Origin of the sequence: Streptomyces sp. NBC_00286 (assembly GCF_036173125.1) — a bacterium.
GTDB lineage: Bacteria > Actinomycetota > Actinomycetes > Streptomycetales > Streptomycetaceae > Streptomyces.
Genome location: NZ_CP108054.1, coordinates 4,456,174 through 4,469,163, shown reverse-complemented (window position 1 = coordinate 4,469,163; position 12,990 = coordinate 4,456,174). Strand labels below are relative to the sequence as shown.

General features: G+C 69.9%; 12 protein-coding genes and 1 pseudogene. 7 read left to right on the top strand and 6 right to left on the bottom strand.

What is annotated here, in order from left to right; translation table 11 throughout:
- Positions 1–410: 410 nt before the first annotated feature.
- The gene (locus OHT21_RS20275) at positions 411–617 is read left to right on the top strand and encodes a DUF397 domain-containing protein (RefSeq protein ID WP_328769762.1); all 207 of its coding nucleotides are present in this window, start codon (positions 411–413) and stop codon (positions 615–617) included.
- A gap of 520 nt (positions 618–1,137) precedes the next feature.
- On the opposite strand, the gene OHT21_RS20265 is transcribed toward OHT21_RS20275, so the two are convergent.
- Entirely contained in the window at positions 1,138–1,554 is a 417-nt protein-coding gene (locus OHT21_RS20265; protein ID WP_328769760.1) for a hypothetical protein, read from the bottom strand.
- Positions 1,555–1,766: 212 nt separating this feature from the next.
- Complete coding sequence (locus OHT21_RS20260; RefSeq protein ID WP_165339486.1) at positions 1,767–2,342, bottom strand: TerD family protein; 576 nt, start codon at positions 2,340–2,342, stop codon at positions 1,767–1,769.
- Between the two features lie 208 nt (positions 2,343–2,550).
- On the opposite strand from OHT21_RS20260, the gene arfB reads away from it, so the two are divergent.
- On the top strand, positions 2,551–2,976 hold the full coding sequence (arfB, locus tag OHT21_RS20255; RefSeq protein WP_328769759.1) for an alternative ribosome rescue aminoacyl-tRNA hydrolase ArfB: 426 nt from the start codon (positions 2,551–2,553) through the stop codon (positions 2,974–2,976).
- 52 nt (positions 2,977–3,028) lie between these two features.
- Here arfB and OHT21_RS20250 read toward each other — a convergent pair whose 3' ends face one another.
- Positions 3,029–3,604, bottom strand: coding sequence for a flavin reductase family protein (locus tag OHT21_RS20250; RefSeq protein ID WP_328769758.1), 576 nt, complete (start codon positions 3,602–3,604; stop codon positions 3,029–3,031).
- Positions 3,605–4,072: 468 nt separating this feature from the next.
- On the opposite strand from OHT21_RS20250, the gene cdgB reads away from it, so the two are divergent.
- A complete protein-coding gene (gene cdgB, locus OHT21_RS20245) occupies positions 4,073–5,773 on the top strand; it encodes a diguanylate cyclase CdgB (RefSeq protein WP_328769757.1) in 1,701 nt (566 codons plus the stop codon).
- A gap of 118 nt (positions 5,774–5,891) precedes the next feature.
- Positions 5,892–6,875 (top strand): carbohydrate-binding protein, encoded by a 984-nt coding sequence (locus OHT21_RS20240; RefSeq protein WP_328769756.1) that lies wholly within the window; start codon positions 5,892–5,894, stop codon positions 6,873–6,875.
- A 19-nt stretch (positions 6,876–6,894) separates the two neighbouring features.
- Here the strand turns inward: OHT21_RS20240 and OHT21_RS20235 are convergent, their stop codons facing one another.
- The 3 genes and pseudogenes from OHT21_RS20235 to OHT21_RS20225 form a co-directional block, all read right to left on the bottom strand.
- Positions 6,895–7,824 carry a 1-phosphofructokinase family hexose kinase gene (locus OHT21_RS20235; RefSeq protein ID WP_328769755.1) on the bottom strand — a complete coding sequence of 310 codons (930 nt, stop codon included), beginning with the start codon at positions 7,822–7,824 and terminating at the stop codon, positions 6,895–6,897.
- Between the two features lie 125 nt (positions 7,825–7,949).
- On the bottom strand, positions 7,950–9,083 hold the full coding sequence (gene nagA / locus OHT21_RS20230) for an N-acetylglucosamine-6-phosphate deacetylase (RefSeq protein ID WP_328774165.1): 1,134 nt from the start codon (positions 9,081–9,083) through the stop codon (positions 7,950–7,952).
- A gap of 198 nt (positions 9,084–9,281) precedes the next feature.
- Positions 9,282–10,166: pseudogene (locus OHT21_RS20225) on the bottom strand (ROK family protein); the annotation flags it as partial.
- 178 nt (positions 10,167–10,344) lie between these two features.
- Here OHT21_RS20225 and OHT21_RS20220 point away from each other — a divergent pair.
- From OHT21_RS20220 to otsB, 3 genes are all read left to right on the top strand, one after another.
- Positions 10,345–11,628 carry an ABC transporter substrate-binding protein gene (locus tag OHT21_RS20220; protein WP_328769754.1) on the top strand — a complete coding sequence of 428 codons (1,284 nt, stop codon included), beginning with the start codon at positions 10,345–10,347 and terminating at the stop codon, positions 11,626–11,628.
- 246 nt (positions 11,629–11,874) lie between these two features.
- The gene (locus tag OHT21_RS20215; protein ID WP_328769753.1) at positions 11,875–12,105 is read left to right on the top strand and encodes a DUF3263 domain-containing protein; all 231 of its coding nucleotides are present in this window, start codon (positions 11,875–11,877) and stop codon (positions 12,103–12,105) included.
- Positions 12,106–12,130: 25 nt separating this feature from the next.
- Positions 12,131–12,976 carry a trehalose-phosphatase gene (otsB, locus tag OHT21_RS20210; RefSeq protein WP_328769752.1) on the top strand — a complete coding sequence of 282 codons (846 nt, stop codon included), beginning with the start codon at positions 12,131–12,133 and terminating at the stop codon, positions 12,974–12,976.
- Positions 12,977–12,990 lie beyond the last annotated feature (14 nt).

Below are 12,990 nucleotides of genomic sequence, written 5' to 3'. Positions count from 1 at the left end.
ACGGTCCGAAGATGAATGCATGCCAACCAACCCGAAGCCGACGCGCGAACCAGTCGCCCGAGGCTGGCGCATGGACCCGATTCCAAGTCGCCCTGCCTACAAGGACGATGACGGACGCATTCGTATTCCTGTCTGGCTGACGAAGAACGGTCGGCACGTGGCGGACACGGAGATGGTCCTCCTCCCTTCAGAGGCGGAGCTTCTCGTCGACCACCTTGCCAAGGCCACCGGGAGTAACAGGTCCGTCCTGCAGGAGCTCTGCCGGGACAGGACTATGGCGCAGGGGCCGGGGGTTTTCCTCGTTTCGAAGAACGCCTGTGACGAATCCAGTTGGACCTGATTTCCGCCCAACTCCCCTTCCCTCCAAACAGTCAGAGAGGTAAGCCATGAACGGAAACGACCTTTACTGCATGCCCATTGACGGAGCTCAGTTCTCCAAGGCCTGCGGTGGCAACACCCACCCCGATGGTGAATCCTGCGTGACGCTGGCCCGGATTGGTCGCGACGCGTGGGCCATGGGCGACAGCAAGAAGCCGAACGCGGAACCCCTCAGGTTCACCACGGCCGAACTCGACGCGGCCGGGATCGACCCCGCTCGCTTCGGCCTCGGCGCGTAGGACAGGAAGCTCAGTTGCACCACCATGGCTACCTGTGGGTGGGCGACAAAGCTCGCTTCGACCAGGAGGGGATCCGCAGGCCCGCCCCCGCGGATCCCGCTCCCGGGTGCGACCCGGATGTCGTACGGCGGCATCGACAAGCGGCGGCCGAGTTCCGGGTGTCCGAGGTGCCGCCTGTCGAGACGGCCCATTGGCTCTTGAAACCGGCTGGCCTCGTCCGAGGCACATGGGAGGAGCCGAAGGAGGCCGCGGCATGGCTGGAAGGCCAACTCGTCCAGTACGCACCCCGGTACGACTCCCTCCATGAGCGGGAACCAGTGCGAATCGCATTCCTTGTCGCCTCGGCCGCCGCCAGGCTGACCTGGGGCGGGGACGTATCTACGGGCGTCTACCTCAGCCGACCGCAGTTTCTGTGCCTGGCCCTGGTCACGTGTTCACCCAACCTCTCGTCGCCCACCTTGTCGTGTCCCGCTCCATGAGGAGACGAAGGGGCAAGGTCGCGATCCTCCCGACGAGACCGTCAGCGCGTCTCCCGCAGCCGCCGACGGCGCATCGCCAGCGTGCCCAAGAGGAATGCGGCGGACAAGCAAGTGGCGGCCAGGTCTGAGCGGTTGGTCTCCATCCACTCGACCAGGTCGTCGCGTCGCCACACCATCAGGACCATCCCCCAGCCTCCACAGACCATCCACAGGAGCGGGACCAGTTGGCTGTCGCGACTTGCCGCCAGCTCCGCGAGGAACAACAGTCCTCCCAAGAGCAACGCCATGGCAGCGAGAAGGATCTCGCCGTCCATGCCACCGACGAGCATCGCCTCACCGAGGAGCAGGGAGACGGTGGCCAGGAGCGCCTTCAGCCCAGCCCGGCCGTCGGCGGGGAGGATCAGCACGGCCGTCGTCTGCGCCCCCATGACAACAGCGACCGCCCATGTGGCGTCCATGCCTTGTCCCCCTCGCTCGTGCGACGGCCAGTCGGCCAGTCGGCCCGACAGCCAGGCACACAGCATCGGCGGAGGTGTCCGGGACGGGTCCCGGAGCGGCACCCCGCTCACCCCGGACCCTGGTTTCGGCTCGTCAGGAGGCCCCGCGCAAAAGGGCGGAGCCCCCAGTCACCAAGTGACCGGGGGCTCCGAAAAAACAGGCGTGCTGAACCTCAGACGTTCACGCCGAAGTCCTGGGCGATGCCCACGAGGCCCGAGGCGTAGCCCTGGCCCACCGCGCGGAACTTCCACTCGGCGCCGTTGCGGTACAGCTCGCCGAAGACCATCGCCGTCTCGGTGGCGGCGTCCTCGGACAGGTCGTAGCGGGCGATCTCCGTGCCGCCGGCCTGGTTGACGATGCGGATGTAGGCGTTGCGGACCTGGCCGAAGTTCTGGGAGCGGGTCTCGGCGTCGTAGATGGAGACCGGGAAGACGATCTTGTCGATGTCGGCGGGCAGGCCCGCGAGGTTGACGTTGATCGCCTCGTCGTCGCCCGCGCCCTCACCCGTGCGGTTGTCGCCGGTGTGGACGATGGTCTGGTCCGGGGTCTGCTTGTTGTTGAAGAAGATGAAGTGACCGTCCGAGTAGACCTTGCCCTCGGGGTTGACCGCGATGGCCGAGGCGTCCAGGTCGAAGTCGGTCCCCGTGGTGCTGCGGACGTCCCAGCCGAGGCCCACGGTGACAGCGGTCAGGCCCGGAGCCTCCTTGGTGAGCGAGACGTTGCCACCCTTGGACAGGCTTACAGCCATTGTTGGGAGTCCTTCCATCGTTGACGTACGTGCGACAAGTGCGGTGCGTTGAACTCAGTGCTTCGTACGGGGACGAAGCTACCGTCACCCCTATGAACGCCGCGGGGGGTCCCCCAGGTTCCGCCCTCTTTACTTTCTTTACCCGAGAGGCCCAGGGCCCTGGAAAAAGCGCGTGACGTGGACCGGACACACGCGCGACCATGGAGCCATGTCTGGTCCCTACGTCATCCGCGGCTCCGTCTCGCTCCCAGAGGCCGAGCTGGTGTGGCGTTTCTCGCGCTCCTCGGGGCCCGGTGGCCAGCATGTCAACACGAGCGACACTCAGGTGGAGCTGCGGTTCGACCTCGCGAAGACGGAAGCCCTGCCCGAGGTGTGGAAGGCCCGTGCCCTCGAACGGCTCGCCCCGAAGCTCGTCGACGGAGTCATCAGCGTACGAGCCTCCGAACACCGTTCTCAGTGGCGCAACCGCGAGACCGCCGCCGTCCGCCTCGCCGCCCTGCTCGCCGAAGCCACCGCCCCGCCGCCCAAGCCCCGCCGGACCACCCGCATCCCCCGCGGCATCAACGAACGCCGGCTGCGGCAGAAGAAGCAGCGCTCCGAGACCAAGCGCGGACGCTCCGGACGCGATTGGTGACGACCGGCCCGTAAGCGTCGGCTTCCCGCTCGCCGCCCATCAGAGGGGCGGCCTACCCCAACTGCCGGTACCGCCCCTTGAAGTACGTCAGCGGCCCCCCGTCCGCACTCGGCACCGAAGCCGTCAGCACCCGCCCTATCACCAGCGTGTGATCGCCCGCGGGCACCCGCTGCTCGGTCCTGCATTCCAGGGTCGCCAGGGCGCCGCGTACGAGCAGCGCCCCGGAGGCCTCTCCGCGTACGTACGGAATGTCCTCGAAGAGGAGGCGGTCGGAGATACGGCCCTTCATGGCGAAGCGGCCCGCGATGTGGCGCTGGCTCTCGGAGAGGACCGAGACCGCCCACAGGGGCTGCTCGTCGAGCAGGTCGTCCATGCGGGAACCCTCGCGCAGGCTGACCAGGACCAGGGGCGGGTCCAGGGACACGGACATGAAGGCGGTCGCCGTCATTCCGACGTCCTCACCTCCCGGCCCTTCGGGATCCAGCGCGGGCTCGTGCGCGGTCACCAGCACCACGCCCGCGGCCAGCCGGGACATGGCGGCGCGGAACTCGTCGTCACTCACCCCATCAGCATGCCCGTCAGCGGTGGGGTTGAGGGGCGCGCGTGGGGCAGGAGGAGTCGTCAGCACGTACCGGACGCTAGTCTCCCCGCTCCGGTCCGCGCATCGGACCAGCGCCCGAGACGGGTCCTAGGACCGACGCCCGACCGCGGCCCTGCCGGCCTGTCTGTCCCCGTCCGGTCACCGGCGTCCGGCCGGCGATCGCTCTGTGTCCGGTAACCTCACAGGCTCCACATATTCGCGTTCAGTAAACGCACGGTGAAAACGCAGAAACTCCACTCAACTGCTCATCTTTAGCTGTGACTTGAGTCACAAGGGCCATATTTTGTTGACCCTGTGTACCGAGTGGGGAGCGCGCTGTGATTCAGTGGCGGGGAACGCTGCAATCGATAGGCGATCCAGAAGAGATCCGGGGATCGGCCAGGCGATCGGTAAGCGACCAGTCCACAATCGGTAGTCGATCAGTACAGAACGAGAAGACAGGCGAGAAGCCCGGACAACTCTGGAGTTGCTGTCGAGGTCTCGGGGAGAGCGAGCATGGAGACCGAGTCGGAGCCGTACGTCCGTCTTGCGACCCTGCGGCAGCTGCATCAGGTCATGGCCGACATGAACACGGCACGCAGCCTGGCCGACACGCTGCAGACCGTCGCCGACGGAGTCGTGACGGGTCTGGGCTACGAAATCGCCGCCGTGAATCTCGTACGCCCCGACGGGGACCTCGTCGTCGCCGCCTTCGCCGGGAACTCCGCCGCCGAGGCGCTCATCACCGGCCGTGTCGGCTCCCGCGCCTCCTGGGAGCGCCGGCTGAACATGGGCGAGGCCTGGGGCGACCTGCGTTTCATACCCCACACCGAGGGCTGGGTCCTCGACGAGGACGACGTCCCGCAGTGGTACACCGACGGCCCCCCGCCCCGCTTCGAGGACGAGTGGCACCCCTCCGACCGCCTCTTCGCGCCCATGTACACGCCAGGTGTGCCCGGCGGCGCCTGTGGCGAGCTGATCGGCGTGCTCTCCGTCGACCGCCCGCGCAACGGACGGATTCCCGGCGCCTGGGGGCGCGAGGCACTGCAGATGTACGCGTTCCAGGCGGCCATCGCGATCAGCAACGCCCGGCTCAGGGCCAACATGCAGCGCGCCCTCGTCCGCCTGGAGCGGGAGCAGCAGGCTCTGCGCGCCAGCGAGGAAAGCTTCCGCCAGGCCTTCGAGTACGCCCCTTCCGGCATGGCCATCGCCGAGATGGGCGGCGACCAGCACGGACGCATCCTGCGGACCAACGACGCGCTGTGCCGCCTCCTCGGCCGCCCCGCCTCCGCGATGCGCCGCTACTCCTTCTCCGACCTGGTCCACCCCGAGGACATCGGCACCCTGCTGCGTACGTCCGCGGAAGGCGGGCGCGCCGAGCTGCGGCTCGGGCGCCGCGACGGGACGTATGTCTGGGTCTCCCTGCGCAACAGCGTGGTCGCGGACGCCGCCGACGGGCCGCGCTTCCTGCTCACCCACGTCGAGGACATCGAGGAGCGCAAGCGCCGCGAGCTCCAGCTCGCCCACCGCGCCTCGCACGACTCGCTCACCGGACTGCCGAACTCCGCCGAACTGCGCGCCCGGCTCTCCGCCCGGCTGTGCAGCCGCCCCGCAGCCGTGGCACCGGGACCGGTGGACACGCTGGACGCGGCCTATGCGCAGCACGGCGAGTACGGCGGGGATCAAGGGGAGCACGGCGGGGCGCCCGCGTACGACGCGGACGGGCACGGGTTCGACTTCCGGCCGGCCCTCGAGGCCTTCGACGCGTACGACCACCATGTGCACACCATCGCGCCGCAGGGCGAGACGGACGACGGTACGAAGGGGCTCGCGGTGCTCTTCTGCGACCTCGACGGCTTCAAGTCGATCAACGACCGTTTCGGGCACAACGCCGGCGACGCCGTGCTGATCGAGGTCGCGCGCCGATTGAGCAGCGGCGTACGGGACGGGGACACGGTCGCGCGGCTCGGTGGCGACGAGTTCGTGGTCCTCGCCGACGGGCTCGGCCGGGCCGACGCACAGGACCTCGCGGTCCGGCTGCGTAACGAGATCATCCAGCCGATCCGGGTCGACGGCCGCGCGATGCGGGTCGGCGCGAGCTTCGGCATCGGATGGGCACATTGCGGCATGACTGCGGACGAAGTGTTGAAGTCCGCTGACGAGCGGATGTACGTAGAGAAACGGTCTCGTCCCAAAGCACATCGACGTGCGGGCTGAAGCGCAGGTCAGAGGTGTTGTGCGAGCTGAGTCACCCGTTTGGGGCCTGTAGAGCGGGTAGGCTCGCCCCTCTACCCACCCATCGCATCTGCACCAAACCCGCTGAGGAGACCTAGGGATGACGCCCGGCAACAACGGCGCGAGCACGCCCGAGGACGACGACCCGTTCGGCTATCTCTACGCCGACGGTCAGGCCGCCGGAGCCACGCCGCCAGACGGAGGCGTGGGCTACGGCTACCCCGGTTCGGTCAACCGGGTGCGGGCGGTCGGCGAGCGCCAGTACGGCCAGCAGGCCCAGCAGTCGCAGCAGGCTTCCCAGACGGCGCCGACCGCGCAGTACGCGCAGGCTCCGGCGCCGCAGGGTCAGGACACGTACGGGCAGTCGCACTACCAGGCCCCGGAGACGTTCGGCGGCGGCACGCCCACGACGCGCACGCCCCTGCCGAGCAGCGGTATGGGCGGCGGCGGTGGTGGCCGTGGCCGTGGTCCCAACACCAAGGGCCTCCTGATCGGCGCGATCGCCGTGGTCGCGGCCGTCGTGATCGGCATCGGGGTCGCGATGATGGGCGGCGACGAAGATCCCGGGGGGAACGAGGCGGGGGGTTCGACGCCGACGGCGGGGCAGAACACCGAGCCGAGCGCGCCGGCTTCGAAGCCGGCGAAGGACGAGGCCGAGCTGCCGAAGATCGACGCGAAAACCCTGCGTCTGGAGGGCGGCACGACCGTCGACACCCAGTTCAAGGGCGCCGAGGCGGGCGGCGGTGTCTATGTGACGGGCTTCAACAAGGTCGGTGCCAAGGTCGTGTGGGCCGTCAAGGGCATCGAGAAGGCCGGCACCTACCGGCTGGACGTCCGCTACGGCATCCCCGGTGTCGACGCCAACGCGACCGTCGTGGTCAACGGCAAGCCGAACACCTCGCCGCTGAACATGAAGAACTTCATCGGTGAGAAGCAGGCCCCGAAGGGCGACTGGGAGAAGGGCTGGCAGACGACCTGGGCCCCGGTCAACCTGACCAAGGGCGCCAACCTCATCGAGATCGCCTGCGCCGAGGGCAACCAGTGTGACGCGGTGCTCGACCAGCTGTCGCTGAGCAAGGGCTAGCAGCAGGCTCGAGGGCTTCTCAGGCCGCGCTGGACTCGCCCGTCACCGTTACCTGCTCCAGCAACTCCTCGTACGCCCGCCCGTCGAACTCGCCCGCCGCCGGCGCCAGTACCGTCGCCGTCGACAACGCGACCGCGCGGGCCAGCCTCTCCGGCCAAGGCAGACCCTCCACCAGGCCCGACAGCAGGCCCGCGACGACCGAGTCGCCTGCCCCCGTCGGGTTGCCCTCGACCGGGGCCGGCGGTGTCGCTCGCCAGTGGCCCTCCGCGTTCAGGGCCAGCAGGCCCTCCGGGCCCAGGGAGGCGACCACCGCGTGGGCGCCGCGGCGGCGGGCGTCCCGCGTGGCCTGCAACGGCTCGTGGGAGCCGGTGAGTTCGGCCAGCTCGTCGGTGTTCGGTTTGACGAGGTCGGGGCGGGCGGCTACGCCTCGGCGGAGGGGTTCGCCGCTGGTGTCGAGGAGGACCGGGACCGACGCGGAGCGGGCCGTGCGGACGAGTTGGGCGTACGCGCCTACCGGGACGCCGGGTGGGAGGCTGCCGCACAGGGCCACCGCGGAGGCCGCGGGCAGCAGTTCCTCGTACGCGTCCTGGAACGCCCGCCACTCGGCGGGGGAGACGAGCGGGCCCGGCTCGTTGAGCTGAGTCGTGTCACCGGTCGTCGTGTCGACCACCGCGATGGTGCGGCGGGTCGGACCCGTCACCGGGACCAGCGCGTCCACGACGCCCTCGGTGGACGCGAGTTGGTCCTGGAGGGCGCGCCCGGTCGCCCCGCCCACGAAACCCGTCACGGTCACCTCGTGGCCGAGCGCCGCCAGCACCCGGGCCACGTTCAGGCCCTTGCCGCCGGGGCGTTCGGTGACCTCCGTCACGCGGTGCGAGGCGTGCGGGCGCAGGGACGGTACGTAGTACGTGATGTCGAGAGCGGTGTTCAGCGTGACCGTGAGGATCATCCGGGCCGACCTCCCCCGAGTGCGCGCTTACCTTGTCCGGCCTTGTCCGGATGACCGATCATGCCAGCCGGACGGCGGTCGGCCCAGTTCCGCAGGCCAGCCGCCCGGCTCAACAAACGGCAGAATCAGCCCAGTTGGGGCTCAACCACCCATTCTCCGCGGCGCATCACGCCCTTCAAAGCGAAGTCGGCGTCCAGGATCACCAGGTCCGCGTCCTTGCCCGGTTCCAGCGAACCCACCCGGTCGTACAGGCCCAGCAGCCGGGCCGGGGTGGCGGAGATGGCGGCGACCACGTCCTCGACGGCCAGTCCGTCCACGGTGACGGCCCGCTTGAAGGCCCGGTCCAGGGTCAAGGTCGAGCCCGCGATGGAGCCGCCCTCCACCAGCCGCGCCACGCCCTCGCTGACCTCGACCTCCAGCGGGCCGAGCATGTAACGGCCGTCGCCGAAGCCCGCCGCGTCCATCGCGTCCGTGATGAACGCCACCCGCCTTGCGCCCGCGTGACGGAACGCCAGCTGGAGCGACGCCGGATGCAGATGCGTACCGTCGTTGATCAACTCGACCGTGATCCGCTCGTCCTCCAGGAGCGCGGCGATCGGGCCGGGAGCGCGGTGACCGAGGACGGGCATCGCGTTGTAGAGGTGCGTGGCCACGGTGGCGCCCGCCTCGATGGCCTCCACCGTCTGCTCGTACGTAGCGTCCGTGTGCCCGATCGCCGCGATCACCCCGTGCTCCGCGAGGAGGCGTACGGAGTCGATGCCGCCCGGCAGTTCCGTGGCGAGCGTCACCATCGTGGCCTGGCCGCGCGCCGCGTCGATCAGCTTGCGCACCTCGGCCGGGTCCGGGTGGCGCAGCAGTTCCTCGGAGTGCGCGCCCTTGCGGCACGGCGAGATGAACGGTCCCTCGAAGTGGATGCCCACGATGTCGCCCTGCTCGGCCAGCTCGGAGAGCAGCCCGGCGCGTTGGGCGAGCACGTCCATATCGCCGGTGACGGTCGACGCGACGGTCGTCGTGGTGCCGTGGAGGCGGTGCGTGTGGACGCCCTTGAGGATGTCCTCGACCGTGCCGGAGGTGAAGGAGGCGCCTCCGCCGCCGTGGTTGTGGACATCGACGAAGCCGGGCACCAGCCAGTGGCCTCGCAGGTCGATCATGCGCGCATCATCGGGTGCGCTCCCGGCGATCCGGGTGCCCTCGACGATTACGCGGCCGCCGTCCACGATTCCGGTGGGGAGGACCACTTGGGCGCCGGACAGGACGATGGGCGCTTTGCCGGTTGCGGGCTGCGGGCCGTGCGTGGCTGGTCGCTCCCCCACTCTCGGCTTTCGCTCGAGCGGGGGGACCCCCATCGCGGCGGAGCCGCATGATGTCTCGTCCCGCGCCCCTAGGTGGGTTGCCGTCACCCTGGGTTCCTCCGGCTTCGTAGGTGTGGTGTCGAGCAAATCCCAGGCCAGTAGCCCCGCGCCCAGGCATCCGGCCGTATCCCCGAGCGCCGCCGGGACGATGGCGGGCAGCTTCTGGAAGGTCACCCGGCGCTCGACCGCCGCCCGTAGCGGTGTGAACAAGGTTTCCCCGGCCTCGGCCAGGCCGCCACCGATGATCAGCGTGCGGGGGTCCAGCAGGGTGAGGGCCGCGACGAGGCCGTCCGCGAGGGCGTCCACCGCCTCCTGCCAGACCGCGAGCGCCCGGGGGTCCCCGGTCCGCACGGCCTGCGCGCAGTCCGCCGCGTCCGCCTTCGGATCACCGGACGCCTCGGCCCAGGCCGCGCTCACCGCCGACGCGGACGCGTACCGCTCCAGACAACCGCGCTGCCCGCATGGACATGGGGTGCCCCCGGGTCGTACGACGACGTGGCCGATCTCACCCGCGAAGCCGTGCGCGCCCGCCTCCACCCGGCCGTCGATGCCGATCGCGCCCGCGATCCCGGTGCCGAGCGGCACGAACAGGAAGCGGTCGGCTCCCTGCCCCGCCCCGAGCCGTCCCTCGGCGAGGCCGCCGGTGCGCACATCGTGGCCGAGGGCGACCGGGACGCCGTACAGGCGCTCGCCGAGCAGATCCCGCAGGGGTACGTTCCGCCAGCCGAGGTTGGCCGCGTACACCGCGAGGCCGCGCTCGGCGTCCACGATGCCGGGGACGGCGATGCCGGCGGCGGACGCGGGCTCGCCGAAGTGGCGCTCGCCGTGGTCGCGCAGCTCGGCGGCGAAGGCGAGGATCGCCTCCACGACGGCGTCCGGACCGCGGTCCCGGTTCGTGGCGCGGCGGGCCCGGTGCAGCACGGAGAGGCCGGGGTCCCGCAGCGGTAGCCGTTGATCGCTGCGTGTCCCGGTTCGGCTCCCGGAGGGCATGGCGCCGTCCGCCCCCAGGAGGGCGGCTTTCATCCCGGTGCCGCCCACATCGAGGGCGATGACGTGTTTCACGGGATACAGTCTCGCCCCTCACCCCATGAGAGGTCTAGTCCACTCGCGTACTGTAGACCTTGCATTCCGGTTGTCCGGACTTCAACTACCGTGACGAGTACGACAGATGGGGAAATCAACGGTGCGGCGACGAGTGACAGGTTTCATCTCGATGGTGTCCGCAATGGGCGTGACGGCGGCACTCGGCGGCTGCTCCGCCGACTCCTCCACCCCCCAGAACGCCACGCTCAGGCTGGTGGCCGCCGACTACGGCAACTCCGAGGCGAACAGCTCCCAGAAGTACTGGGACAAGCTGGTCAAGGAGTACGAGAAGAAGAACCCCGGCATCGAGGTCGACGTCAGCGTTTACTCGTGGAACGAGGTCGACGCCAAGGTCAAACAGATGGTCGCCGACGGGGAGGCACCCGACATGGCGCAGATCGGCGCGTACGCCGACTACGCCGCGAAGGGCCAGCTGTACGAGGTCGACGAGCTGCTCTCCATACCCGTCCAGGCCGACTTCGTCCCGAGACTCGCCGAGGCGGGCGAGGTGGGCCTGGTGCCGTACGGCATGCCGTTCGCCGCCTCCACGCGGCTGCTGTTCTACAACAAGGAGCTCTTCGACGAGGCCGGCCTCACCCCGCCGCGCAGCTGGGACGAACTGGCCGACGCCGCCCAGACCCTGAAGTCCCGCGGCGTCGAGACCCCGTACGCGCTCCCCCTCGGCCCCGAGGAGGCCCAGGCCGAGACCATGATGTGGCTGCTCAGCGGCGGCGACGGCTACACCGGCACGGTCGGCTCGTACGGCATCGACTCCGACCAGAACATCGCGACCTTCAACTGGCTCAAGAACGACTTGGTGGGCAAGGGCCTCACCGGCCCGACGCCGCCCGGCAAACTCAACCGCGCCGACGCCTTCGAGGCGTTCACCCGCGGCGAGGTCGGCATGCTGAACGGTCACCCCTCGCTGATGCAGGCCGCCGACAAGAAGGGCGTGGAGTACGGCATGGTGCCGATGCCCGGCGTCGACGGCAGGGCCAGGGCCACGATGGGCGTCGCCGACTGGATGATGGCGTTCAAGGAGAACGGCAACGGCGAGGAGATCGGCGAGTTCCTCGACTTCGTCTACAGCGAGAAGAACGTGCTCGAGTTCTCCCACGAGTACAATCTGCTGCCCGTGACCATGTCCGCCTCCGATGCGATGGCCGAGGACAAGAACGACAAGGATCTCGACCCGTTCCTGTCAGAGCTCGAGAACGCCGAGCTGTATCCCGTCGCCAAGACGTCCTGGGCGCAGGTCAGCGCGGACATCAAGCAGCAGATCGGGAAGGCGGTGGGGCCCAATGCGCGGCCTGCCGCGGTTCTGGGGTCGCTGCAGCGGTCGGCTTTCACCGCAGAGACCTCGGAGTAGTTCCTACGGGGTAGCTCCGCTGGTCGCGCAGGGTGCCTATTAGCTGGGGCGCGAGTCGTATGGCGGCTGCGGGTTTGTTGTGGCTGGTCGCTCCCCCACTCTCGACTCCGCTCGAGCGGGGGGACCCCCATCGCGGCGGAGCCGCAAATCGATACAGCCCCGCGCCCCGAGGAGCCCCGCGCCCCGAGGAGCCCCGCGCCCCGAGGAGGCCTGCGACCTCCACCGGGGCACGGGTACCGTGCGGGCATGGGAGAGGAACTGACTCCGCTGGAGCGCGACGTACTGGCCCTGGAGCGGCGTGGCTGGGAGTCGCCCGGGGCCAAGGAGCGGGCCATACGGGAGGAGTTGGGGATGGTGCCGGTTCGGTATTACCAGTTGCTGAACGCCCTGCTCGACGCGCCGCGGGCCCTGGCCCATGACCCGGTGACCGTGAACCGGCTGCGTCGAATACGGGACGCCCGCCGGGCCGAGCGCTGACGGACCGGGCGGATAGGGTCGCCGTATGGGCAGCCAACCGGACTCATTGCCGACTCCCGCGACCCCGGCGGGACGTGACGGACTCGACGCCATCCTCGCGCGGCCCGGCCGGGCCGTACTCGCCTTCGACTTCGACGGCACCCTCGCGCCGATCGTCCCCGACCCCGAGCAGGCACGCGCCCACCCCGAAGCGGTACCGGCGCTCGCCGCCCTCGCCCCGAAGGTCGCCTCCGTCGCCGTCGTCACCGGCCGCCCGGCCGAGGTCGCGGTACGCCACGGCGGCTTCGCGGACGTACCCGGCCTGGAACACCTCGTCGTCCTAGGCCACTACGGCGCCGAACGCTGGGACGCGCTCACCGGAACCGTCACGGCACCCCCGCCCCACCCCGGCGTCGCCGCCGTCCGGGCCGAACTGCCCGGCATCCTCGACCGGTCCGGCGCCCGGCAGGGCACCTGGATCGAGGAAAAGGGCCGAGCCGTCGCGGTCCACACCCGCCGCGCCGAGGACCCACAGGCCGCCTTCGAGGCCCTACGCGACCCCCTGACGGACCTCGCCACCCGCCACGGCCTGGTGGTGGAGCCGGGGCGCATGGTCCTGGAACTCCGCCCCCCGGGCATGGACAAGGGCGTAGCACTCCGCGAGTACGTACGCGAGATCGACGCCGGTGCGGTGGCCTACGCCGGCGACGACTTGGGCGACCTCCCGGCGTTCGCGGCAGTAGAGGAACTCCGCGCGAACGGCGTCCCCGGCCTACTGATCTGCAGCGGCAGCAACGAGGTGACGGAGCTGGAGAAGCGCGCGGACCTGGTGGTGGAGGGCCCGGCAGGCGTCGTACGCCTACTGAGGGCGCTGACAACGAGGCTGAACTAAACCGCGCCCCTAAA

What these genes read in the sequence shown, in the direction of transcription:
- OHT21_RS20275 (WP_328769762.1), top strand. Translation starts at nt 411, where the DNA reads ATGCCCATTGACGGAGCTCAGTTCTCCAAGGCCTGCGGTGGCAACACC.
- OHT21_RS20265 (WP_328769760.1), bottom strand. Translation starts at nt 1,554, where the DNA reads ATGGACGCCACATGGGCGGTCGCTGTTGTCATGGGGGCGCAGACGACG.
- OHT21_RS20260 (WP_165339486.1), bottom strand. Translation starts at nt 2,342, where the DNA reads ATGGCTGTAAGCCTGTCCAAGGGTGGCAACGTCTCGCTCACCAAGGAG.
- arfB (WP_328769759.1), top strand. Translation starts at nt 2,551, where the DNA reads ATGTCTGGTCCCTACGTCATCCGCGGCTCCGTCTCGCTCCCAGAGGCC.
- cdgB (WP_328769757.1), top strand. Translation starts at nt 4,073, where the DNA reads ATGGAGACCGAGTCGGAGCCGTACGTCCGTCTTGCGACCCTGCGGCAG.
- OHT21_RS20240 (WP_328769756.1), top strand. Translation starts at nt 5,892, where the DNA reads ATGACGCCCGGCAACAACGGCGCGAGCACGCCCGAGGACGACGACCCG.
- OHT21_RS20235 (WP_328769755.1), bottom strand. Translation starts at nt 7,824, where the DNA reads ATGATCCTCACGGTCACGCTGAACACCGCTCTCGACATCACGTACTAC.
- OHT21_RS20220 (WP_328769754.1), top strand. Translation starts at nt 10,345, where the DNA reads ATGGGGAAATCAACGGTGCGGCGACGAGTGACAGGTTTCATCTCGATG.
- OHT21_RS20215 (WP_328769753.1), top strand. Translation starts at nt 11,875, where the DNA reads ATGGGAGAGGAACTGACTCCGCTGGAGCGCGACGTACTGGCCCTGGAG.
- otsB (WP_328769752.1), top strand. Translation starts at nt 12,131, where the DNA reads ATGGGCAGCCAACCGGACTCATTGCCGACTCCCGCGACCCCGGCGGGA.